This window comes from Aeromicrobium terrae (assembly GCF_008039565.1).
GTDB classification, from domain to species: Bacteria; Actinomycetota; Actinomycetes; order Propionibacteriales; family Nocardioidaceae; genus Aeromicrobium; species Aeromicrobium terrae.
Map to the genome: position 1 here is coordinate 141,838 of NZ_VDUX01000006.1, position 21,807 is coordinate 163,644.

Annotated in this window: 19 protein-coding genes; 12 read left to right on the top strand and 7 right to left on the bottom strand. The window is 71.2% G+C overall.

The genetic code is table 11. The features are described 5' to 3' along the window. Positions 1–127: 127 nt before the first annotated feature. Positions 128–1,183 (bottom strand): histidinol-phosphate transaminase, encoded by a 1,056-nt coding sequence (gene hisC, locus FHP06_RS12995; RefSeq protein WP_147687217.1) that lies wholly within the window; start codon positions 1,181–1,183, stop codon positions 128–130. A 38-nt stretch (positions 1,184–1,221) separates the two neighbouring features. On the opposite strand from hisC, the gene FHP06_RS13000 reads away from it, so the two are divergent. Continuing rightward, positions 1,222–2,172, top strand: coding sequence for an EamA family transporter (locus tag FHP06_RS13000; protein ID WP_187271925.1), 951 nt, complete (start codon positions 1,222–1,224; stop codon positions 2,170–2,172). 39 nt (positions 2,173–2,211) lie between these two features. On the opposite strand, the gene FHP06_RS13005 is transcribed toward FHP06_RS13000, so the two are convergent. The 3 genes from FHP06_RS13005 to FHP06_RS13015 form a co-directional block, all read right to left on the bottom strand. Next, positions 2,212–3,042 (bottom strand): alpha/beta fold hydrolase, encoded by an 831-nt coding sequence (locus tag FHP06_RS13005; RefSeq protein ID WP_147687219.1) that lies wholly within the window; start codon positions 3,040–3,042, stop codon positions 2,212–2,214. A 27-nt stretch (positions 3,043–3,069) separates the two neighbouring features. Next, positions 3,070–3,492, bottom strand: a complete 423-nt coding sequence (locus FHP06_RS13010) for a DoxX family protein (protein ID WP_147687220.1) — start codon at positions 3,490–3,492, stop codon at positions 3,070–3,072. 93 nt (positions 3,493–3,585) lie between these two features. After that, positions 3,586–4,311, bottom strand: a complete 726-nt coding sequence (locus tag FHP06_RS13015) for a PadR family transcriptional regulator (protein WP_456236638.1) — start codon at positions 4,309–4,311, stop codon at positions 3,586–3,588. An 11-nt stretch (positions 4,312–4,322) separates the two neighbouring features. Between FHP06_RS13015 and FHP06_RS13020 the strand changes: the two genes are divergently transcribed. The 10 genes from FHP06_RS13020 to FHP06_RS13065 all read left to right on the top strand — a co-directional run bounded on the left by FHP06_RS13020 (position 4,323) and on the right by FHP06_RS13065 (position 13,469). Next, complete coding sequence (locus FHP06_RS13020) at positions 4,323–4,703, top strand: phage holin family protein (protein ID WP_147687222.1); 381 nt, start codon at positions 4,323–4,325, stop codon at positions 4,701–4,703. Beyond that, positions 4,700–5,203: a low molecular weight protein-tyrosine-phosphatase gene (locus FHP06_RS13025; protein WP_230973513.1), complete on the top strand. Its 504-nt coding sequence runs from the start codon at positions 4,700–4,702 to the stop codon at positions 5,201–5,203. The genes FHP06_RS13020 and FHP06_RS13025 overlap by 4 nt, the downstream gene beginning before the upstream one ends. 173 nt (positions 5,204–5,376) lie before the next feature. After that, positions 5,377–6,255 (top strand): fructosamine kinase family protein, encoded by an 879-nt coding sequence (locus tag FHP06_RS13030; protein WP_147687223.1) that lies wholly within the window; start codon positions 5,377–5,379, stop codon positions 6,253–6,255. A 383-nt stretch (positions 6,256–6,638) separates the two neighbouring features. Continuing rightward, the gene (locus FHP06_RS13035; RefSeq protein WP_147687224.1) at positions 6,639–7,331 is read left to right on the top strand and encodes a response regulator transcription factor; all 693 of its coding nucleotides are present in this window, start codon (positions 6,639–6,641) and stop codon (positions 7,329–7,331) included. After that, on the top strand, positions 7,328–8,695 hold the full coding sequence (locus FHP06_RS13040) for a sensor histidine kinase (protein ID WP_147687225.1): 1,368 nt from the start codon (positions 7,328–7,330) through the stop codon (positions 8,693–8,695). Before FHP06_RS13035 ends, FHP06_RS13040 begins: the two co-directional genes overlap by 4 nt. Positions 8,696–8,758: 63 nt before the next feature. Continuing rightward, positions 8,759–10,174 (top strand): S1C family serine protease, encoded by a 1,416-nt coding sequence (locus FHP06_RS13045; RefSeq protein WP_230973514.1) that lies wholly within the window; start codon positions 8,759–8,761, stop codon positions 10,172–10,174. 100 nt (positions 10,175–10,274) lie between these two features. Then, on the top strand, positions 10,275–10,928 hold the full coding sequence (locus tag FHP06_RS13050) for a hypothetical protein (RefSeq protein WP_147687226.1): 654 nt from the start codon (positions 10,275–10,277) through the stop codon (positions 10,926–10,928). Between the two features lie 137 nt (positions 10,929–11,065). Next, on the top strand, positions 11,066–11,974 hold the full coding sequence (locus FHP06_RS13055) for a DMT family transporter (RefSeq protein WP_230973515.1): 909 nt from the start codon (positions 11,066–11,068) through the stop codon (positions 11,972–11,974). 88 nt (positions 11,975–12,062) lie between these two features. Then, a complete protein-coding gene (locus FHP06_RS13060) occupies positions 12,063–12,842 on the top strand; it encodes a DsbA family protein (protein ID WP_147687227.1) in 780 nt (259 codons plus the stop codon). Between the two features lie 9 nt (positions 12,843–12,851). Then, positions 12,852–13,469, top strand: coding sequence for a hypothetical protein (locus FHP06_RS13065; RefSeq protein ID WP_147687228.1), 618 nt, complete (start codon positions 12,852–12,854; stop codon positions 13,467–13,469). Positions 13,470–13,473: 4 nt separating this feature from the next. Here the strand turns inward: FHP06_RS13065 and FHP06_RS13070 are convergent, their stop codons facing one another. The 3 genes from FHP06_RS13070 to FHP06_RS13080 all read right to left on the bottom strand — a co-directional run bounded on the left by FHP06_RS13070 (position 13,474) and on the right by FHP06_RS13080 (position 18,167). Further along, positions 13,474–14,976 carry a dynamin family protein gene (locus FHP06_RS13070; protein WP_222706479.1) on the bottom strand — a complete coding sequence of 501 codons (1,503 nt, stop codon included), beginning with the start codon at positions 14,974–14,976 and terminating at the stop codon, positions 13,474–13,476. Beyond that, positions 14,973–16,853, bottom strand: coding sequence for a dynamin family protein (locus tag FHP06_RS13075; RefSeq protein ID WP_187271926.1), 1,881 nt, complete (start codon positions 16,851–16,853; stop codon positions 14,973–14,975). The genes FHP06_RS13070 and FHP06_RS13075 overlap by 4 nt, the downstream gene beginning before the upstream one ends. 129 nt (positions 16,854–16,982) lie before the next feature. Continuing rightward, complete coding sequence (locus FHP06_RS13080) at positions 16,983–18,167, bottom strand: IniB N-terminal domain-containing protein (RefSeq protein ID WP_147687230.1); 1,185 nt, start codon at positions 18,165–18,167, stop codon at positions 16,983–16,985. A 249-nt stretch (positions 18,168–18,416) separates the two neighbouring features. Between FHP06_RS13080 and FHP06_RS13085 the strand changes: the two genes are divergently transcribed. Further along, positions 18,417–21,800, top strand: coding sequence for an Hsp70 family protein (locus tag FHP06_RS13085; protein ID WP_147687231.1), 3,384 nt, complete (start codon positions 18,417–18,419; stop codon positions 21,798–21,800). Positions 21,801–21,807 lie beyond the last annotated feature (7 nt).

The window sequence follows — 21,807 nt, forward strand, 5'->3', positions numbered from 1 at the left end:
ATCCCCTCATCTCGGCCGGTTGACGGGGTTGCCGCACCGGTGTCGAGTCTGGCCCGACGCCGGGCCGCATGGGTGGTGGACTCGAAATCGGGTGGACGTGACCGCTGTCACATCTGGCGCAAGGGTATCAGGCGCGGAAGGCCGCGGAGGCCTTCAGGAAGCGATCGTTCGCCGCCGGATCGCCGATGCTGACGCGCACCCCGTCGCCGGCGAACGGACGCACCGAGAGAGGGGCGCAGGCCTCGGCGAACGCGGTCGCGTCGTCGCCCAGCGGCAGCCAGACGAAGTTGGCCTGGGAGTCGGGGACCTCCCACCCCTGGGAGATGAGCGCGCGCCGCACGCGGGTGCGCTCGCCGACGATCGACTCGACCCGCTCCATCAGCTCGTCCTCCGACTCCAGCGACGCCACGGCGGCCGCCTGGGCGAGGTCGGTGACGGTGAACGGCGGCGTCGCCTTGCGGATCGACGCCGCGACGTCGGGGTCGGCGATCGCGTAGCCGACGCGCAGGCCGGCCAGGCCGTAGGCCTTGGAGAACGTGCGGAGGACGACGACGTTGTCGTGACCGTCGAGCAAGCAGGACAGGCCGCTGGCGGCGTCCTCGCTGCGGACGAACTCGACGTACGCCTCGTCGACCACCACGAGCACGTGGTCGGGCACGACGTCGAGGAACGACTCGAGCACCTCCTGCGTGACGGCCGGGCCGGTGGGGTTGTTCGGGGTGCAGACGAGGACGACCTTGGTGCGCTCGGTGACCGCCTCGGCCATCGCGATGAGGTCGTGCGTGGCGTCGGGCCGCAGCGGGACACGGACCGAGGTGGCGCCGGTCATGTCGGCGGCGATCGGGTACGCCTCGAACGAGCGCCAGGCGTAGACGATCTCGTCGCCGGCCTCGCAGTACGCCGACAGCAGCGAGAACAGCACGGCGACCGATCCGGTGCCGGCGGCGAACCGCTCCGTCGGGAGGTCGAACTTCTTGCCGAGGGCGTCGTACAGGTCGGTCATGCCGGCGTCGGGGTAGCGGTTGATCCGCTCGAGCGCCTCGGTGGCGCGCTTCATGACGCCGGGGAGCGGCGGGTACGGGTTCTCGTTGCTCGACAGCTTGAGGTCGTCGCTGTCGGCGGGCCTCCCGGGCTTGTAGGGCGGGATGCCGTCGAGAACCTTCCGGGCCGGTGGGATGGGCATGCAGCGAGGCTATCCCCGTCACGGTGCACAATCAGCCCGTGACCCGTGAGCACCGGCTGGCCTACGCGCTCGTGGTGCTCGCGGCGACGCTGTTCGGGCTGAACGCCGGGGTGTCGCGCATCCCGCTGCGCACCGGAACGCCCACGGACACGTTCACGACGGTCCGCATCACGGCGGCCTTCGCGGCGTTCGTGCTGATCGCGCTGCTGTTCGATCGGGCCGCGCTGCGCGTGCCGCGGGGCCGCGAGCTGCTGCTGATCGTCGGTCTCGGGCTGGTCGGGTTCGCCGGCGTGCAGTGGACGTACAACGTCGCGATCAACCGGCTGCCGCTGAGCATCGCGCTGCTGCTGGAGTACCTCGGGCCGGTGCTCGTGGTGCTGTGGGTGCGAGTGGTGCGGCGCGAGGCCGTGCACCCGCGCATGTGGCCCGCGCTCGGACTGGCGGTCGGCGGCCTGGCGGTGGTGAGCCAGGTCTGGGACGGCCTGACGCTCGACGGCCTCGGCGTCGCCATGGCCCTCGGCGCCGCTGTCTGCTTCGCCGCCTACTTCCTGATGGGCGAGCACAGCCACACCGTCGAGAGCGGTGGCCCGCTGCGCACGATCCTCTGGTCGTTCGCCGTCGCGGCGGTCGCGATGAACCTCGTCCAGCCGGCCTGGACCGCCGACGCCCTCGGCCACGACGTCTCGATGCTGGGCCGGCTGTCCGAGACGTCGCTGCCCGCGTGGGTGGCGATGATCTACGTCGTCCTGCTCGGCACGGTGACGCCGTTCTTCCTGCTGCTCGTCGCCCTGCGGACGTTGAGCGCGACCGTCGTGAGCATCGTCGCGATGCTCGAGCCGGTCGTCGCCGCCACCGTCGGCTGGGCCTGGTTCCGCGAGAGCCTCACGCCGGTGCAGCTCCTCGGCATGGCGGCCGTCCTCGGCGGCATCGTCATGGCCCAGACCGCCCGCGCCGTCGAGCCCGAGCCCTCGCTCCCGCCGCCGCAGTAGAACACGACGCGTGGTCTTCCCGCGACACCCGCGGGCCCCTCAGTGCTCGCTGAAGAACTGCAGCAACAGCGGGCCGAGGATCTGTGGGTCGACGACGTGATCCGGCCCCTCGAGGGTCTCCCGTCGGGCGTGGGGCAGGAGGTCGGCAAGCTCGTCGGCTGCGCGGTCGAAGAAGTCCGAGGGCAGGCCTGCCATGTAGGGGACCGTGATCGGTCCTCCGGTGGTGATCAGGACCGGTTGGGTCACCGTTGCCAGTCGATCGGCCGGCAGCTGGTAGCGGTTGAGGAAGAGGCTGTCATGGACCAGCGTGGGCGCGAGGGCGACCGACTCCGCCCAATGCGCCGTCTGCTTGCCTGCCGCTTTCCTGGCCGCGATGTTGTCGTCGGAGGCGCCGGTCATCCGCATGAACAGCTCGAGAACCTCCTCGTCTCGTCCGGCGTCGAAGGCGCGTCGCGTGTCCGCGACGTACTCCTCGAATCGCGGACGTAGGTCGTCCCCGACCGCGTACGGCACCTCCCACACCGCGATCCGGTCGATGGCTGACCCGGCCGCGGCGGCCTCCAGCGCCAGAGCGCCCCCAGAGGACGCCCCGAACAGGTGCGCCGAACCGCCGGCCTCCGCGACCAACGCATCGAGGTCCTCGATCTCCCGCTCCACGGCGTAGGGCTCGGTGAAGCCGCTCGCGCCGCGTCCCCGACGGGCATAGTTGTAGACCGTGAAGTGCTCGGCGAGAGCAGGGACCAAGGAAGCGTTCTCGGCTCCGTCGTCCTGTGCGCCGCCCACCAGGACGACAGCCGGGCCGCTTCCCTTCCGGTCGTAGGCGATGGTGGTGCCGTCGTGTGATGTCACGCGGAAGGCCATCTCGTTCATCTCACATCTCCGTTCGAGAGGTTGGTCTCAGCGCCTGAGCAGTGTGCCGACGACGGCCTCGGTGCGCGACCACCGCGCCCTTGCGATCACGGCCGCCACGACGAGAAGGGCGAGCGGCAGCCAAGGGCTCTGCTCGATCACGAACAGATCAGTGATGACAGCACCGGTCAGCAATGCCGCCAACCCGAGACCGGCCAGGCCCGCCAGAGCCGGGATCAGCAGTCCGATCCCTCCCGCGACCTCCAGCGCTCCGACCAGGTACCGGAGCCACTGGCCGGCCCCGATGTCGGCGAACATGTCGACCATCGCCGGGTCGCCGGCGAGCTTCGAGATGCCGCCACCGGCGATGATCGCCGCCAGCACGACGTGCAGGATCCAGACCCCGATGCTGCTCGCCCGCCTGGGCGTGCGCGCGACGGTCTGCGAGCTGTTCTTGAGGATGGTGCTCATGCGGCTCTCCCTGCCATGTCCGGGCTTGACTGACTAGTCAAGTTTGATTACTTGGTCCACGGTAGGCGAGGAGAAACATCTAGTCAAGGTTGATTAGTGGACGGTTCGCCACGACCCCGGATCATCGGCCATGGTGTAGGCGCCCTCAGCCAGTCGTTGGCTCAGGCTCTTCGCCCACTCCAGCTCGGTGCGTGCATGTCCCGCCCACAGCTCGGCCTGATCGCGGACGTGTTCGGGAACGTCGGGATTCGGGTGCTCCCGCCACGTGGTCTGCTCCACGAGCTCCGCTTCCAGGCGCGCGACCCGCTCGTCGACGTGCGCGATGGCATCTGCCCTCGTCAGCATGGGCAGCATGGCGATCGACGCGTTCAGCATGGTGGGGTCATGGGTGCGCCGCAGCCCGTCGCGGACCAGCTCGACCATCTCGTCACGTCCCCGAGCTGTCACGCGGTACAGAACGCGTTCCGGGCCGGAGCTGCCCGGCTCGGCGTGCTCGGTGAGGAGGCCATCAGCGGCCGCCTTCTTCAGCGCGTGATAGATCGAGCCGGGCTTGATCTTGGCCCAGATCTCCGCACGCCAGCCCTGCAGCTCGGACCGCACCTGGTAGCCGTGCGCGCCGCCAGAGAGGTGCACGACACCGAGTACCAGGAGCCTCGTCGCCGACATGCGCCCACCTCCGCTCCATCTGCTCGGACTCGCACCGCTGGCGCGCCGCCAGGGTGTGATGTCAACACCCAGCAACACTAGGGTGCCCCCTCTTGGCCCGGGTAGGAGCAGGCACTTCCGCGTCGCGCGGAGGACGGATCGGGTCCAGCCCATAGGCTGGGCGCATGCCCCGACTGATCACGTCCTGGATCCTCAGCGCCGCGTCGCTCGCGGTCGCCGCGTGGCTCCTCGGCTCGCACATGAGCATCGGCGTGGAGTCCGACTCGACGTCCGACCGGCTCCTCACGCTCGCCGCGGTGGCGGCCGTCTTCACGATCATCGACTCGTTCGTCGGTCCGGTGGTCAAGGTGCTGTCGCTGCCGTTCATCATCGTGACGCTCGGCTTCGCACTGCTCGTCATCAACGCGCTGCTCCTGATGCTGACGGACAAGATCACCGGCGAGCTCGACGTCGCCTTCTACGTCGAGAGCTTCGGCTGGGCGCTGCTGGGCTCGATCGTCATCTCGATCGTCAACGCGATCCTCGGGGGGTTCGCGAAGCGGTGAGCGAGCCGTTCCGCATCGGGATCGTCTGCCTCGGCAACATCTGCCGGTCCCCCATGGCCCACGTCGTCCTCCAGGACCGCATCGACCGCGCCGGGCTCACTGACCAGGTCGTCGTGTCGTCGTCGGGCACGGGCGGGTGGCACCGGGGCGAGCCGATGGACCGGCGCGCCGCCACCACCCTCACCGACGCCGGCTATGACGCGACCCGGCACGTCGCCCGCACGTTCTCGCCCGACTGGTACGCCGAGAACGACCTCCTGCTCGCCATGGACCAGAGCAACTACGCCGACATGATCGAGCAGGCCCCGACCGTCGAGGCGCAGCAGCAGGTGCGCATGTTCCGGTCGTTCGACCCCGAGGCGCCGAGCCCCGACGCCGAGGTGCCCGATCCCTGGTACGGCGGGCCCGAAGGCTTCGCCGAGGTGCTCGAGATGGTGGAGCGCACGGCCGACGAGATCATCGAACGACTTCCGGAGTTTGCGCCCGGGGTGCGTTGGTGAAGTCCGCGCAGTCGATCCGGGCGTCATCCGCGCCCGCCTGACGAGGCCGAGGTCCGAAGCCATACCGGGGTTGTCTTGCGAGGGCCGAGAACGATGTCAGGCGGGATGCGGGGGCGTCCGGGCGGCGCGGGGACTTCGCCAACGTGCCCAGCTTTCCCGGTAACGTCGCAGGCATGGCACGGATGTCGGGCACCGCGGCGCGGGCCGAGGCGCTCCTCGGCCACGGCGTCATCTCGACGACGCCCGTGGCCGGCGGCGACATCTGCACCTCCACGCGCCTGCGCCTGAGCGACGGGCGCAACGCGATCATCAAGACCCGTCCGCAGCCGCCCGAGGGTTTCTTCGCGCGCGAGGCCGAGGGCCTGAAGTGGCTCGCCGAGGCCAAGGGCGCTCGCGTGGCCGAGCTGCTCGCCGTCGCCGACGACTGCATCATCGTCGCCTGGGTCGAGCCGGGGAAGCCCACCACCGACGCGGCCGAGCGGCTCGGCCAGTCGCTGGCCGCCCTGCACGCCGCGGGCGCCGAGCAGTTCGGTGCCGACGTCGACGGCTACATCGGTCTCGCACCGCTGCCCAACCGGCCGCTGCCTACCTGGCCGGAGTTCTACGCGTCGCGGCGGGTGATGCCGTACGTGCGGGCAGCCGTCGACCGCAAGGCCCTCAGCATCGAGCAGGCCAACACCATCGAGGCCGCGATGCGTCGCATCCACGACTTCGCCGGCGAGGCCGAGCCGCCCGCCCGCATCCACGGTGACCTGTGGTCGGGCAACGTCGTGTGGGGCACCGACGGCGACGCCTGGCTGATCGACCCCGCCGCCCACGGCGGCCACCGCGAGACCGACCTGGCGATGCTCGCGCTGTTCGGCCTCCCGCACCTGCAGCGCGTGCTCGACGCCTACGACGAGGCCGCGCCGCTCGCGGAGGGCTGGAAGGAGCGCGTCGGCCTGCACCAGCTGCACCCGCTGCTCGTGCACGCCGTGCTGTTCGGCGGCACGTACGGCGCCCGCGCCACCGCGGCCGCCCAGTCGCTGCTCGACGGACCGTCCGAGGACTGACCGTCGGTCTGCGGGCGCGACGGCAGCCCGCGGTCGCTAGGGCGAAGCCCGGGAGCGAAGCGAAGCGACCTTCCGTGGGAGTTGACGGTGACGTCGCTTCGGTCGCAGAGCTCCCTCCCGCGGCTCCGCCGCTAGCGACCGTCGGACGGAGGCGAGCCGAGCGAGGACCCGACCGTCGGTCTTCGGGCGCGACGCCAGCCCGCGGTCGCTAGGGCGAAGCCCGGGAGCGAAGCGAAGCGACCTTCCGTGGGAGTTGACGGTGACGTCGCTTCGGTCGCAGAGCTCCCTCCCGCGGCTCCGCCGCTAGCGACCTTCGGACGGAGGCGAGCCCACGTCGACCGGCGTCTCAGCGAGGACTCAGCCGCACCCGGCACACTGGGGTCATGCGGATTCTCGTGGTCGACGACGACCGGGCGGTGCGTGACTCGCTGCGCCGTTCCCTGGAGTTCAACGGCTACAGCGTCGAGCTCGCGTCCGACGGAGCGGAGGCGCTCGTGCGGGTGCCCCAGGTCGACCCCGACGTCATCGTCATGGACGTGATGATGCCGCGGCTGGACGGCCTCGAGGCCACGCGAGCCCTGCGCAGCGCCGGCAACGACGTCCCCATCCTCGTGCTCACCGCGCGCGACGCCGTCAACGACCGCGTCGACGGTCTCGACGCCGGTGCCGACGACTACCTCACCAAGCCCTTCGCGCTGGACGAGCTGCTGGCCCGCGTCCGTGCCCTGCACCGTCGCGCCGCGCGGCGGGCCGAGCTGGAGGCCGACGAGGCCCCGCTCACGTTCTCCGACCTGACCCTCGACCCGGTCACGCGCGACGTCACCCGAGGCGACCGTGCCCTGTCGCTCACCCGCACCGAGTTCGCGCTGCTCGAGCTGTTCATGCGCCGACCGAAGCGCGTGCTGGAGCGTTCGTTCATCCTCGAGGAGGTGTGGGGCTTCGACTTCCCCACCACGGCCAACTCGCTCGAGGTCTACGTCGGCTACGTCCGGCGCAAGCTCGAGGCCGAGGGCGAGGAGCGCCTGCTGCACACGGTCCGCGGCGTCGGGTACGTGCTGCGCGAGACTCCCCCATGAGCACGATCCGCGAGCTGATCCACCCCCTCACCGCCCGGGCGTCGCTCGCACTACGTGTCGCGCTGCTGACCACGGCGGCCGTCGCCGTCACCTTGTCCGCCGTCAGCGCCATCGTCTTCTTCACGGTGCGCGCGGAGTTCGAGAGCTCGCTCGACGACTCGATGCTCCGCCGTGCCAACGCCGCCGTCTCCGCCGGCTACACGCCGACCACGGAGGAGCTCGACGTCGTCGGCATCAAGATCTTCGTCGTGCGCGGCGGCCAGGTGTTCAACCGCAAGGGCGACACCGCGACGCTCCCGCTCAACCACCACGAGATCGAGGTGTCGATCGGGCAGGCGAAGACGTCGCGCCGCTCCACCACGATCGACGGCGAGCTGTACCGCGTCGTCGCCGTGCAGGCAGGTGCCGGCACGGCGCTGGTGCTCGCGCAGCCGATGGAGTCGATCCAGCAGGCCCTCGACCGGCTGCGCCTGATGCTCTGGCTGTGCAGCGCGGCGGGCGTCGTGCTCGCCGGCGGCGCCGGCTGGGTGGTGGCCGCCAACGGCCTGCGCCCGGTGCGCCGCCTCACCGCAGCCACCGAGCGCGTCGCGCGGACCAACGAGCTGCGACCGATCGAGGTCACCGGCCACGACGAGCTGGCCCGCCTCACCGCGTCGTTCAACCAGATGCTCCTGGCGCTCGACGCGTCGCAGCACCGGCAGCGCCAGCTGGTGGCCGATGCGGGGCACGAGCTGCGCACGCCGCTCACCAGTCTGCGCACGAACATCGAGCTGCTCGGCCAGGCGTCCGAGGACCCCGAGCGCACCCTGTCGCCGGGCGAGCGCACCGAGATCATGGACGACGTCCGCGCCCAGCTGCTCGAGCTGACGACGCTGGTCGGCGACCTCGTCGAGCTCGCCCGCGACGAGCCCATGGTCCGCGATCCCGAGCCGCTCGACCTGGCCGACGCGGTGATGTCCGCCGTCGACCGGGTCCGCCCGCGCGCCACCGGTGTGGAGATCGACGTCGACGCCGAGTCGTGGTCGGTGTTCGGCGAGCCGGCGCTCCTCGAGCGTGCCGTCACGAACCTGCTCGACAACGCGGTGAAGTGGAGCCCGGAAGGCGGCACCGTCACCGTGCGCCTGGCCAACGGGGAGCTGACCGTGCGCGACGAGGGCCCCGGCATCGCCGAGGACGACCTCCCGCACGTCTTCGACCGCTTCTACCGCTCCAGCGAGGCGCGCACACTGCCCGGCTCCGGGCTCGGCCTGTCGATCGTCCGTCGCGCCGCCGAGCGGCACGGCGGGACGGTCACCGCGGCGTCGCCTCCTGATGGTGGCAGCCTGTTCACGATGACCATCCCGTCGTCCGACCCACCGAGCTGAGTTCTTTCGGGGCTCACACGTCCCGCTCAGCGCGTTCTCAGTCATCAGGGAGAATCTGAAGCTATGAGCGACTCGAACGATCCCTTCGCCGCGCAGCCCTACATCCCGCCGACGAAGGTCGACGACCCGGAGCCCGCCGACACCGAGGTGACGGCTCCGGTGGAGCAGGCTCCCGTCTCCGAGGAGCAGCCGCCGGCCGCCGCGCCGCCGGCCGCCCCTTCCGACACCGAGCCCACCGAGCAGATCCCGACGCGCGAGGCCGACCGCCCCGAGCCGACAGTCACCATGCCCGTGGCCGAGCCTGTCGTGAACCCCGACGACGGCTCGCACGGTGGCGACGACGGCGGCACGATCGGCGGCACGCCCCCGTCGCCGGACCAGCGCGGACGTCGTCGGGTCGCCGGCGTCGCAGCGGTGGCACTGATCGCCGCAGCAGCAGGCGTCGGTGGCGCGGCCGCGTACGACGCGATCAACGGCGACGACAACAGCCCCGTGGTCAGCTCGCTCAACACGGGCAACGACTCGAAGAGCGCTCCGACCGGCGACGTCGAGAAGGTCGCGCAGAAGCTGCTGCCGTCGGTGGTGCAGATCAACGTCCGCGGCAGCCAGGAGGCCGGCTCCGGCACCGGCATCATCATCAGCAGCGACGGGCAGATCCTCACCAACAACCACGTCGTCGAGGCGGCGGCCGACGGTGGCTCGATCACGGTCTCGTTCAACGACGCCACCAACGCGAAGGCCGAGATCCTGGGTCGCGACCCGGTCACCGACCTCGCCGTCATCAAGGCCGACGGCAAGAGCGGCCTCACCCCGGCCGCGCTCGGCTCGTCGAACAACCTGGAGGTCGGCCAGGAGGTCGTCGCCATCGGCTCGCCGTACGGCCTCGACAGCACGGTGACCAGCGGCATCATCAGCGCGCTGAACCGCCCGGTCGCCTCCTCCGGCGGCGCCGGCGACAACGACCAGACCGTGTTCCCCGCCGTGCAGACCGACGCGGCCATCAACCCCGGCAACTCGGGTGGCCCGCTGGTGGACATGGAGGGCAACGTCATCGGCATCAACTCCGCGATCCGCGCGGGTACGACCACGAGCGGCGATGCCGGCTCCATCGGCCTCGGCTTCGCCATCCCGATCGACCTCGCCAAGAACGTGTCGAAGCACCTGGTGAAGGGCGAGAAGGTGCAGCACGCCCGCATCGGCGTGACCGTCGCCCCGGCCGTCTCCAGCGACGACATCACCGGCGTCGGCGCGGAGATCAAGGAGGTCAACAAGGGCAGCGCGGGCGACAAGGCGGGCCTGAAGACCGGCGACATCATCACCGCCGTCAACGACTCCCCCGTGGTCAGCTCGAACGCCCTCGTAGCGTCCATCCGCGGCTACCAGCCCGGCGAGAAGATCACGATCACCTACACCCGTGACGGCCAGAAGAAGACCGCCGAGGTCACCCTGGACTCCGACGGCGGAGACCTGGGCAGCTAGACCGCCCCCGACTCAGCGCCCCACCCCGTACGCCGCGGGTGGGGCGCTTGTCTTTGGCCGATCCGCCCGCTCATGCCGACGAACGCCTACCGTGTCGAGCGTGGGTCCAGCGCGGCGTCGAATCGCGATCGGGGTCGCCGTGGCGGCCGTGGTCGCGCTGGTTGCTGTGTGGCTCGTCTCGGCCTCCGGCGACGACGCTCCGACGTCGGAGGAGACGACGGCCCCCGCTCCGCGCGTGCGACCCACGCAGAGCATCAACACGAGCGAAGCACCCTGCCCGAAGGAGCTGCCGCGCGACGAGATGGGAGAGGGCTTCGAGACCTTCGACCCCGCGCGCGAGGCGCCGTCACTCCCCGCGCCTGAGGACGCGTGGATCTGCGGGTACAGCTCGCTCGACCCCGACCGCGACGTCGAGGACATCGCCGACGCCGCGTGGAAGCACGTCGGGGAGGTCCAGCACGTGCGAGCCGCCGACCTGCCGAAGCTCCGGGACGCGTTCAAGGAGCTGAGACCGACGGAACGAGATCGCGTCTGCACCTTGGACCTGGGACCGCGCTGGCTGATCGTCTACCGGCACGGTCGCGTGCGCGCGGGAGTCGTGATCGACGACTACGGCTGCCGCGACGCGCGCCTCATCGACGAAGCGCGCCTGGTCGACCCCCGAGGCGAAGCCGATCCCCGAACGGTGGAAGGCACGCTCGACGGTGGCAGGGCAATTCTCGCCGCCCTGGCCGTCGGGCGTGGTGCCGGCTGATCGATTCGTGACGCCAGATGCGCCATTCGGGTCCGACAACGCCCTGGGCGTCACATGTCGCGAAACCGTCCGAATCCCGCGCTGCGCTGTCCGATTTTCGCTCGTGAAGTGTCAGTGCTGAGCCCTAGCGTTGACTCGTGAGCACCCCCGTCATCGAGCGCGATCTGTCCATGCCTGCCCTGGCGGTGACGGTGCTGCTGTGGGCGTCGGCGTTCGTGGGCATCCGGGCGGCAGGCGAGTCGTTCGAGCCGGGGCCGCTGTCGCTCGGGCGGCTGGCGGTCGGGCTCGTGGCGCTCACCATCATCGCGCGGCCGTGGCAGCGGCGGCTGCCCACCGGGCGTCCGCTGTACTTCCTCCTCATCGCCGGCGTCTTCTGGTTCGGCGTCTACAACGTCGCGCTCAACGCCGGTGAGCAGCACCTCGACGCGGGCACGTCCGCGCTCGTGGTCAACATCGGGCCCATCCTCATCGCGCTGCTCGCGGGGGTCCTGCTGAAGGAAGGCTTCCCGAAGCCACTGCTCGTCGGCATCGCGGTCGCGTTCGCCGGCGTCGCGCTCATCGCCGCCAGCACCAACGACGACTCCGGCGTCGCCACCGCCAGCACCACCGGCGTCGTGCTCTGCCTCGTCGCCGCGGTCACCTACGCCATCGGCGTGCTCGCGCAGAAACCTGCGCTCGGCACGGTCGCGCCCGCCACCACCGTGTGGATCGCGTGCCTCGTCGGCATGGTCGTCTGCCTGCCCTACGCGCCCAGCCTGATCGACGAGCTCGGCGACGCCACCGCCGGCGACATCGTCTGGCTCGTCTACCTCGGCGTCTTCCCCACGGCCATCGGCTTCAGCACCTGGTCCTACGCCCTCAAGCGCCTCAGCGCCGGGCAGGTCGCATCCACCACGTACCTCGTCCCCGCGGTCGCCACCCTCATCTCCTGGGTGGCCCTCGACGAGGTGCCGGCCGCCCTCGCGTTCGTCGGCGGCGGCCTCTGCCTCCTCGGCGTCGCGGTCACGCGCTACAAGCCGCGCGCCGCCGTCCCCGCAACGCCCTGACCTGCAGTTCCTAAAACCTCAGAGGTGTGGCCACGCGGACGCGGTTCGCCAGGTAACGTCGCGCCCGACACCGGGAGAGGGGGAACCCATGGCCGACGGCCCGAAGCGCGCCGAGCTCGCGGACGCGATGATGCAGAAGCACCAGTCGACGGACGCTCGTGGACGCATCATCGCGACGATCGTCATCGTCCTCGCCGCCGTCGCCATCATCTCCGCAGGCGCGTACTTCAAGTCCCAGAAGGACGACGACACCAGCGGCGCCGACGCCCCGAAGCACTCCAAGGACCACGGCTTCGTCCTCACCCCCGCGGTCGCCACCGGTGACAAGAAGGCCAAGAAGCCCAAGGTCACCATCGAGCTCTACGAGGACTTCCTCTGCCCGTCCTGCGGCATCTTCGAGAAGCGCAGCCAGAAGTTCCTCGACAAGCAGGTCAAGAAGGGCAAGATCACCCTGGTCTACAAGCCCGTGCCGTTCCTCGTCGGCGCCAGCACCAACCGGTACACCGAGCGCGCACACAATGCCGCCGCCTGCGTCGCCGACGCCGCCGGCATCCGCGCGTACCGGAAGTTCCACCACTCCCTCTACAAGATCCAGCCCAAGGAGGGCACCGCCGGGCCCAGCGACGCCAAGCTCATCGCGCTCGCGAAACGCGCCGGTGCGCCCAAGGTCTCGAAGTGCGTCAAGGACGAGAAGTTCGAGGACTGGCTCGCCGAGGGCGTCAACCTCGCCAAGGAGGCCGACGTCCAGCACACCCCGACGATCGTCGTGAACGACCAGATCCTGCGGGTGTTCGGCGACAACGGCAACGTCGTCATGCCGGGCAACGACGAGCTGAAACGAGCCATCAAGCAAGCCGCCAAATCGTAGGATGTGAACGTGTCCGACGACGCGCGGCCCGGTGACCAGGCCCCCGACGACACCGCGGGGAGGGCCGAACGACCCGCGCCCGCACGACCCACGTTCGCCAGCGGGCTGCCGCAGCGCGAGGAGCTCCAGACGCCCCGCACCATCGGGTTCGCCCACGCCACGATCTTCGCCAGCGCCATCGCGTTCCTGGTGCCGACGGCCGTGGCGCTCACCCGGATCGACGAGCTGCGGTCGGCGCTGCGCAAGTCCATCAGCGACAAGGCTGACGACTACTCCGCCGAGGACATCCGCCACGCCGTCGACGTCGCGCTCGCCGGCGTCGGGCTGATCGCCCTGCTGCTGCTGATCCTGGAGATCGCGGCAGTACGGAGCCTGGCGCGACGCCAGCAGTCCGCGCGCACGATGCTGATGGTCCTCACCGTCATCCACCTGCCCGCGATGATCGTGACGTCCGCGTTCCGCGACGGGGGCGTCTCCGACCTCGCCTGGACCGCCGCTCAAGCGCTGTTCCTGGTCCTGACGTTCACGATGGCGGCGGTGCACCCGACGAAACGCTGGCTCCAGGCGAAGCCGCCCATCGCCGCCCGCACCTTGACGAGCTACGGGTTCGGCTCACCGTCCGAGTAGTGGCTCAGACCGTCGCGAAGTGGGCCTGCGACAGCTCGTCGAGGATGCCCTCGCAGCTGCGCCGCACGACGCGGCAGGCCGCGGCGGTGTCGCGGTCGATCAGCGGGTGCTCGGCCCGCTCGGTCCACGCCCACAGCGCGTCGTAGGCGGCGCGGTGCGCGGTGAGGTCGTCGACGTCCTCGTCGAGGCCGAGCCGCTGCTTGGGCGAGGTGCCGTTGCCGCCGGTCAGGCGGATGAGCTCCTCGAGCTCCTCCGGCGCCAGGGCCAGCTTCACCGACCGCACGTGGCTGATCAGGCGCATCTCGCGGAACGCGTGGGCGTTGGCGAGGAACTCCTCCGCGTCCTCGAGCAGCTCCTGCGTGTGCTCGCGCGGGTTGTCCTGCAGGACCCGGTAGACCGCCGAGATGGCCGAGTGGGCCTTGAGCTCGGCGTGCCGCTGCTGGAAGTGCACGTCGATCACGCGACGCAGCTCGTCCAGGCCGCTGCGACGGACCAGCTCGGCGGACAGCGTCGGCGCGTCCTTGATGCCCGTGCGGAGGACCGCGATGGCCAGCCGGATGCCGTAGACGCCGAACCGCTCGACGAGCGACGCCCGCACGCGCGGGCTCGGCAGGTTCTCGTCCTCGGCGGTGATGAACCGGTCGACCGACGCCAGCAGCGCCTCGCGCTCGTCGCGCGGCAGCTTCTCCAGCGCGACGAAGGCGGAGAACTCCGACTGGCGGAGCGTCGTGCTGGCCAGGGCGAGCAGGCCGGCCACGGGGACCAGCGCCTCGCAGACGCCGTCGAGCGCGGGGTCGGTGCGGAGCTTGGCCGCCGCGGCGTTGACCGACACCATGGCGTCGAGGCGACCACCGCCCAGCTCGTCCGCCCGCGAGAGGACGGCGATGGAGCGTGGGGCCGAGCCGTCGGCGCGACCGTGGTGGTTCTTCACGTCGTGGAGGAACTCGACGTCGCTGAGGTGCAGGGAGCGGAGCATGTAGATGACCGCGTCCGCCTCCGAGACCCCGTCCGGCGGCGCGAGGAACTTCTGGGTGCGGCTCGAGATGCTTTCGGAGATGGAGACCGTGCCGGGGGTGTCGACGAGGATCAGCTCGGCCAGCGGGTCGGCCGGCCAGGTGACGTCGATGCGCTCGAGGCTGTCCGCCGTGGCGTCGCCGAGGTCGAGCTCGAGCCGGCCGTGCTGGCGGTGCACCGGCAGGTTCTCCGGCGAGCCGTTCACCGGCTTCGCGACGACCTGCGGGGTGGACCCGTGCCGGTACCAGGTGACGACGCGGGTGCACTCGCGTGCGTCCGTGGGCGCGAGGTGCTCACCCAGCAGCGCGTTGAGCAGCGTCGACTTGCCGGCCTTGACCGAGCCGACGAGCGCCACGCGCAGCGGCTCGTCGAGCCGGACGCGGTGCGCCTGGAGCGTCTCCAGGATCTCCGGCTCGCGCCGGTAGGCGCGGATCGCCAGGTCCAGCAGGTCTCGCGCGGTCGTCATCGCCGCGCTCTCTCGGATGTCGTTCATGCCACGACCGCCTCACTGTCGCCGGCGGGAACCGCCGACTCGTTGGCCGCCCCCGGGGGCAGGAGCCTTCTCGCGCGCTCGGCCAGCTCGGCGAGCGTGGCCTCCCGCGCCTGCAGGGTGGAGATGCGGTCGGTGCGACCGCCCTCCGTCTTGCTCTTCGCGCCGGCCTTGGCCGAGTCGATGGCCTCCTGCAGCGAGCGCTTCATGTGCTCGGCCATGTCGGCGAAGTGGTCGCGGAGCGTCTTCTTGACCTCGCGGAAGCGGTCGCGCTGCTCCTTGCCGACCTGGAACATCGCCTCGTCGATGAGCCGCCTGACGGCGACCTTGGCCATCGAGCGACGACGCTCGAGCCGGGCCGCGGCGTCCTGCCGGTAGGAGAAGCCGCCGACGAGCATGCCGGCGCCGATGGAGAACGGGTTGACCAGCGGCATGCCGGACAGGCTGGTGAGCAGGCCGAACATCAGGATGCCGCCGTAGGAGTTCCGCATCCCGAGGATGACCTTCTGCGGGAGCGACATGTGCCCCGACGGCAGCGCCTCCAGGCCGGCGATCGGGTTGAGCACTCCCTCGGTGTCGGAGAAGCGCAGCGACGGCAGCTCGACGGCACCCTCGACGCTGAAGTGGTCGGCGACGCGGGCCGCCAGCCACTCCGCGCGCTGGTGCGACCAGACGAAGTTGTCCGCGACGGCCTGGGCGATGGAGTCGGCCAGCCAGGCGCCGATCTCCTCCCACACCTCGGACGGGTCGCAGTCGTCGATGAGCATCTCGCACTCGCGGCCGACCCGGCGCAGGCGATCGCGCAGGTCGTACTCCATGTCGGAGATCCAGTCGTTCGACCCGTCGCTGAGGGTCTGCTGCCACTTGGCGGACTTCTGGCTCAGCGCCTGGGCCGCGGCCTGCGACTCCTTCAGCGACTTCACGACGGCGCCGCTGCGTCCGGGGTCGCGGAGCGTGGCCAGCTCGGAGTCGATCGGCAGCCGCAGGTGGTCGACGACGCTGATCACCTGGCGGCCGACGGCCTGGCCGGTCTCGGTGAGCACCCGGTCGAGCAGGTCGCCGGTGAGGTCGGCCTTCAGCTGCGGGATGCCGGACTCGCGGTCGAGCGCGGCGTCGTTCGTGGCGACGGCCCGCAGGTGCGAGGCGGCGGACGCGGGCATCAGCGGCAGGTCCAGGCCGGCGGCGGCGAGGTGCTCCCGGTTGGCCTCGGCGATCGTCCGCCACTGGACGTGCAGGTCGGTCTTGCTGAGCACGCAGGAGACGGTCGGGCACAGGGTCATCGCCTGCTTGAGGAAGGCGAGCTCGGGCTGCGTGTACTCCTGGCTCGCGTCCGACAGCATGAACACCGCGTCGGCCACCGGGATCATCGACAACGTGCTCGCGACGTGCGCCTTCGTGACGCCGCCGACACCCGGGGTGTCGATGAACGAGATGCCCTGGGCCAGGAGCTGGTTGGGGAGGTAGACGTCCACGCGCACGGGGCGCACGCCGTCCTGGCTCTCCGCGGCCTCGGTGACGTGCTGGCGCAGCGAGTCGATCGGGATGCTCCGCGACTGAAGTCCCTCGACGCCGTCGACCTCGGACCACATCACCGCGGACGGCGTCTCGCCGTACTGCACGACGGTGGGCACGGCGGTGCCGATCACGTCGTCGATCGGGCACACGGACTGGTCGACCATGGCGTTGACCAGGGCGCTCTTGCCCTGCTTGAACTGGCCGACGACGACGACGCGGATGGTCGGGTCCTCGACGCGCTGGGACAGCTGCTTCAGGCTGTCCACCAGGTCGTCGCGATCCGTGGTCGACGCCGCGGCAGCGGCGTCGGCCAGGAGTCGCAGCAGGTCAGCGCGCTCAGGAACGCTCAGGGGTGTGGCGGTCATGCAGCAACGTCGTTTCCTCGTGGGAGTCTTTCGTCGCCATGGTGACATGACAACTCGTCCCCCAGACCCACTTTCGTGAATCTGGGGGACGCGCTGGGTGGTGAGGCAGCCCGAGCTGCTCACGTCTTGTTACGGGATGATCACCGCGTTGTCGGTCACGATCGTCTGATCGACGTCGTGGCTGTCAACGGTGGAGTGATCGTCCACGGTGGTGGTGTCGTGCGAGTCCGTCGTGGAGCTGCTGTTGGTGTTGCTGGCTCCACCGGCGCCACCCTCGAGGTCGTACCCGTCGTTGTCCTCCGTGTGCGTGTCCGTGGAGACGATCGACGTGTTGTCGTGCGAGTCGGTGTCGTCGTCGGACCAGGAGTTGCCGGCCGGGCCGGAACCACCCTCCATGTCGTAGCCGTCGTTGTCGTCGTGCGAGTCGACGGTCGTGGTGTCGTTGTCCTGCGACATGTCCATGTGCGTGGAGTTGTCGTTGGCCGAGTCCGTCAGGACGACGTTGCCGGAGTCGTTGGTGCTGTTGTTCTGGCGGTTGTCGTCGTGCGAGTCCGTGTCGTTGTCCTCGTACGAGTTGCCGACACCGGCCTGACCCTCGTTGTCGATGCCGTCGTCGTCGGAGTGGTCGTCCGTGTTGCCCACGAGCGCGCCACCCTCGGCGTCGATGCCGTCGTCGTCGGAGTGATCGTCGGTGTTGTCGCCGATCTGGGCGCCGTCCTCGGCAGCGTCGCCGCCGGAGTGCTGGGCGTCGTCCTCGGTGGCGTCGCCACCGGCTGCCTGAGCGTCGTCCTCGGCAGCGTTGCCGCCCGCGGCGATCGCGTCGTCCTCGGCAGCGTTGCCGCCGGCGACGATCGCGTCGTCGTCCGCTGCGTTGCCGCCCGCGATGATCGCGTCGTCGCGCGCCACCGTGACGTCGCCGCCACCGATGACGGCCTCGTCCTCGCCGTGGATGGCGTCGCGGCCGGCGACCTGGTTGTCGTCACCGATGATGGCGTTGCCGCCGTGATCGGCGAAAGCCTGGTTCAGGTCCCCGCCATCGGTCCAGATGTTCTGGGCGATGTTGTTGACGTCGCCCGTCTGGAACACGCTGACGAGCTCCTTGATGAAGTGACCGGGGTGGCTGTGGTGCCCGAAGCTGTGCGAGACGGGGATGTAGTCCGCCACGACCGGAACGAGTGCGTCGACATCCGCACACGAGATGCCCCCAAGACCAGCGGCAGCGAGCGCGCCTTCCGGATCCTCCGAGAAGGCGGCCGCCTTCGCGCCGTCACCCAGGAGCCCGAGAATAAAATTGAGCAATGTGGTGGTGTCCATGATTTCTCCTGCGTCGTTCGCTGACTGATGTGCCAGCTGACAGCACCGTAGGAATCGGACCACCCCCCGTGCATCGGGGTGCGATCCCTAACTTCCCGCCCATGACGACAGGGACTCGGGCTCGGGGAATCCCCTATTCATGGGGGATCGGAGATTAGGGGATTTTCCTGCGGTGCCCTGATCTGCGGAGTTAGGCTCCCCCAAGTCTCACCTGAGCTGGACCACGACAAGGGGGAGGAACCCAGCACGATGGGGATCGGCTTCGACATCGGCGCCCACGGCGACTCGGTGTCCGACGGAGAGGGTCGCACTGCGACCCCGCCGACCGATGCCCTGCGCCGCCGCCTGATCGCCCAGGCGATCCCGCGGGTCGGTGATCCGGTGCCCCTCGTCTACCGCGACGAGCACGGCACGATCCAGCACCGGCTGGCCCACGAGATCTACGCCTCGGCCGTGGCCGACCTCATGGAGCTCGCCGGCGAGGTCTCCGTCGCCCAGGGCGGCCGCGGAGTCGCCGTCGCCGTCCCTGCCTGGTGGACGGCTCGCGCCGCGTCGGTCACCCGCGACGCCATCCGCGAGATCGCCGGCCGCCACGTCGCCGTCATCACCGACGCCCATGCCGCGGTGCGCCGCGCCCGGGCGACGGACCTGCCGATCGACGACGTCACCGCCGTCCTCGACCTCGGAGCCAGCACGTCGAGCGCCGCCGTGGTCGTCCAGTGCCGTACCCCCGCCCCCGAGGTCTCGGGCACGGCGGGTGTCCTCTCCAACGACGGTGGCGACGAGCTCGACGCCCTCGTGATGCATCACCTGCTGACGAGCGTCCGGGACTACGGCTTCGAGCTCGACCACGACGACCCCGCGGTCGTCGCCGCCGTCCGCGAGTTCCTCGTCGAGTGCCGGCGCCTCCGCGAGAACCTCTCGCGGCACTCCGCGATGACGGTCGAGCCCGACCTCCCCGGCGTCGACGCCCGGCTCCGGCTCGTGCGGGCCGAGTTCGACGAGATCGCCGAGCCGTGGGCCCATCGCGTCGTCACCATGCTGAAGTCGACCATCGAGTCGAGCCGGATGAGCCCGACCACCGTGCTCGCCATCGGCGGTCTCGCGAGCACCCCGATCGTGGCGCAGCGCATCTCCGCCGAGCTCGGGCTCACCGTCCTCATCGAGCCGGACCCGACGCTGACGGTGGCGCGCGGCGCCCGGCTCAGCGCGAGCGCCGTGCTGCCGCGGATCGTCGCCACGCGGCGTGCCGACCGGCGCCGGTCGGTGGAGGCGCCCGGCGGCGAGGTCGTCGGCGCGGAGTCCGTGTCGGTCGAGGCACCGGTGCACGCCGAGGCCGTCCAGGGAACGGCCGCCACCCGTCAGGCACCGCGCATCGCCGAGCCCGTGATCCAGGCCCCCGTGGACTCCGGTCCGCCGTCCGAGCCCCCGGCCGACGAGCCGTCGCGCCCCGGCTGGCGTCAGCGACGCGCCGAGCGCCGAGCCGCCGAGCGTGAGGCCGCAGAGGCCGAGAGGGCTCGCGTCGCCGCCGAGCAGGAGGCCGCCGACGCGGAGGAGGCGCGTCTCGCCGCCGAGCGCGAGGCGGCCGAGCGCGCAGCCGCCGAGCAGGAGGCCGCCGAGCGCGCCGAGCAGGAGGCCGCCGAGGCCGAGGCCGCGCGCGTCGCCGCCGAGCAGGCCGAGGCCGAGCACCGGGCCCACATCCGGACCCAGGCCGAGAGCGTCCTGGCCGAGCGCCGCGCCGCCGAGAAGGAGGCCGCCGAGCAGGCCGAGGCCGAGCGGCAGGCTCGCCTCGCCGCCGAGCAGGCCGAGGCGGAGCGCAGGGCCGCCGAGAAGGAGGCCGCCGAGCAGGCCAGGCTCGCTGCCGCGCTCCAGCGCGAAGCCGAGCGGGAGGCCGAGGAGCGTGCCGCCGCCGAGCGGTGGCAGGCCCAGGAGGACGCCGCTCGCGCCGAGGCCGAGCGCAAGGAGGCCGAGCGTGAGGCGGCCCGGCTCGCCGAGGAGGAGCGCCGGCAGGCCAAGCACGCCGCGCGGTCGGCCGCGGCCGAGCGCAAGCAGGCCAAGCGCGAGGCGGCGATGCGGGAGGCGGAGGAGCGCCAGGCTGCCAAGCGCCAGGTCAAGGCCGAGGCGGCCGAGCGCAAGGCGGCCCAGCGCGAAGCGGCACGGCTGGAGTCCCAGCACCGCAAGGAGGCGAAGCTCGAGGCCGCGCGCAAGAAGGCGGAGGCCAAGGAGATCGAGCGCGAGATCGCGCGGATCGAGGCCGACGAGCGTCAGGCTGCCAAGGGAGAAGCCGAGGCCCGCAAGAACGCCGAACGCGAAGCCGCCCGCCTCGAGAAGGCCCAGCGCGACGAGGCCAAGGCCGCCGCCAAGGCAGAAGCCGAGGCCCGCAAGAACGCCGAACGCGAAGCCGCCCGTCTCGAGAAGGCCCAGCGCGACGAGGCCAGGGCCGCCGCCAAGGCGGAAGCCGAGGCCCGCAAGGCCGCCGAGCGCGCCGCCCAGGCGGAGCAGGCCGAGCAGGAGGACGTCCAGGTCGAGGCCGCGCCGGTCGAGGCCGTCGAGCAGTCGGACGACGACGCTCGCGAGGAGGCCGAGCGCGAGACCGCTCGCCGTGCCGCCGAGCAGGCCCGCGAGGCGAAGGCCGCCACCAAGGCCGAGGCCGCCGAGCGCAAGCGCCTCGAGCGCGAGGCCCAGGCCGCCACGAAGGCCGAGGCCGCCGAGCGCAAGCGTCTCGAGCGCGTCGCCGCCGAGATCGACGCGGCCGCCGCCCAGGAGGAGGACACCTCCGAGGTCGACGACCGCAAGCGCCAGGAGCAGGAGGCCAAGGCCGCCGCCAAGGCCGAGGCCGCCGAGCGCAAGCAGGCCGCCCGCGAGGCCGTCCGGGCCGAGAAGGAAGCGCGCAAGGAGGCCAAGCGCGCGGCGAAGCTCGAGGCCGCGCAGCGCAAGGAGATCGAGCGCGAGGCAGCCCAGATCGAGGCGGAGGAGCGCAAGGCCCTCGAGGACGCCGACAAGGCCGAGGTGGCCGCGCAGCGTGCGGCCGAGCGCGAGGCCGCCGCGATCGAGAAGGCCGAGCGCCGCGCCGCCAAGCAGGCCCGCGCCGAGGAGGCCGCACAGCGCAAGGCCGCCGAGCGCGAGCTGTCCGACGCCGACTCCGCCGAGCGCCGCGAGGCGAAGGCCGCCGCGAAGGCCGAGGCCGCCGAGCGCAAGCAGGCCATGCGCGAGGCCGCTCGGATCGAGAAGGCCGAGCGCGACGCCGCGAAGGCCGCCGCCAAGGCCGAGGCCGCCGAGCAGAAGGCGATGCTGCGCGAGGCCGCCCGACTCGAGGCCGAGGAGCGCAAGGCGCTCAAGCGGGCGGCGAAGGCCGGCGACGTCGAGGACGTCGAGCCCGAGCCGGAGAAGAAGCCCCGGTCCCGGCGTCGCAACGACGACGACGAGCCGCCGGCCGGCCAGAACGGGTCGTCGAGCAACGGCACCGTCCGCCCGAGCTCCGTGGTCCGACCCCAGGGCAAGCGGCGCAGCGACGCCGTCGAGCCCGAGCCCAAGCCCACCGCCACGTCGGACGCCGACGCCCCGGACCAGGGGGCACCGGCGGCGACCCCGACCAAGCGCCGACGCACGATCTCGGCCCTGTTCCTGCAGTAGGGCGTGA

Excerpts from the sequence above, each read along its gene's own strand:
- FHP06_RS13005 (WP_147687219.1), bottom strand. The coding sequence starts at position 3,042 with ATGAACGAGATGGCCTTCCGCGTGACATCACACGACGGCACCACCATC.
- FHP06_RS13020 (WP_147687222.1), top strand. The coding sequence starts at position 4,323 with ATGCCCCGACTGATCACGTCCTGGATCCTCAGCGCCGCGTCGCTCGCG.
- FHP06_RS13085 (WP_147687231.1), top strand. The coding sequence starts at position 18,417 with ATGGGGATCGGCTTCGACATCGGCGCCCACGGCGACTCGGTGTCCGAC.
- FHP06_RS13030 (WP_147687223.1), top strand. The coding sequence starts at position 5,377 with ATGGCACGGATGTCGGGCACCGCGGCGCGGGCCGAGGCGCTCCTCGGC.
- hisC (WP_147687217.1), bottom strand. The coding sequence starts at position 1,183 with ATGCCCATCCCACCGGCCCGGAAGGTTCTCGACGGCATCCCGCCCTAC.
- FHP06_RS13080 (WP_147687230.1), bottom strand. The coding sequence starts at position 18,167 with ATGGACACCACCACATTGCTCAATTTTATTCTCGGGCTCCTGGGTGAC.
- FHP06_RS13015 (WP_456236638.1), bottom strand. The coding sequence starts at position 4,311 with ATGGGCTGGACCCGATCCGTCCTCCGCGCGACGCGGAAGTGCCTGCTC.
- FHP06_RS13010 (WP_147687220.1), bottom strand. The coding sequence starts at position 3,492 with ATGAGCACCATCCTCAAGAACAGCTCGCAGACCGTCGCGCGCACGCCC.
- FHP06_RS13075 (WP_187271926.1), bottom strand. The coding sequence starts at position 16,853 with ATGACCGCCACACCCCTGAGCGTTCCTGAGCGCGCTGACCTGCTGCGA.
- FHP06_RS13070 (WP_222706479.1), bottom strand. The coding sequence starts at position 14,976 with ATGAACGACATCCGAGAGAGCGCGGCGATGACGACCGCGCGAGACCTG.
- FHP06_RS13060 (WP_147687227.1), top strand. The coding sequence starts at position 12,063 with ATGGCCGACGGCCCGAAGCGCGCCGAGCTCGCGGACGCGATGATGCAG.
- FHP06_RS13035 (WP_147687224.1), top strand. The coding sequence starts at position 6,639 with ATGCGGATTCTCGTGGTCGACGACGACCGGGCGGTGCGTGACTCGCTG.
- FHP06_RS13040 (WP_147687225.1), top strand. The coding sequence starts at position 7,328 with ATGAGCACGATCCGCGAGCTGATCCACCCCCTCACCGCCCGGGCGTCG.
- FHP06_RS13045 (WP_230973514.1), top strand. The coding sequence starts at position 8,759 with ATGAGCGACTCGAACGATCCCTTCGCCGCGCAGCCCTACATCCCGCCG.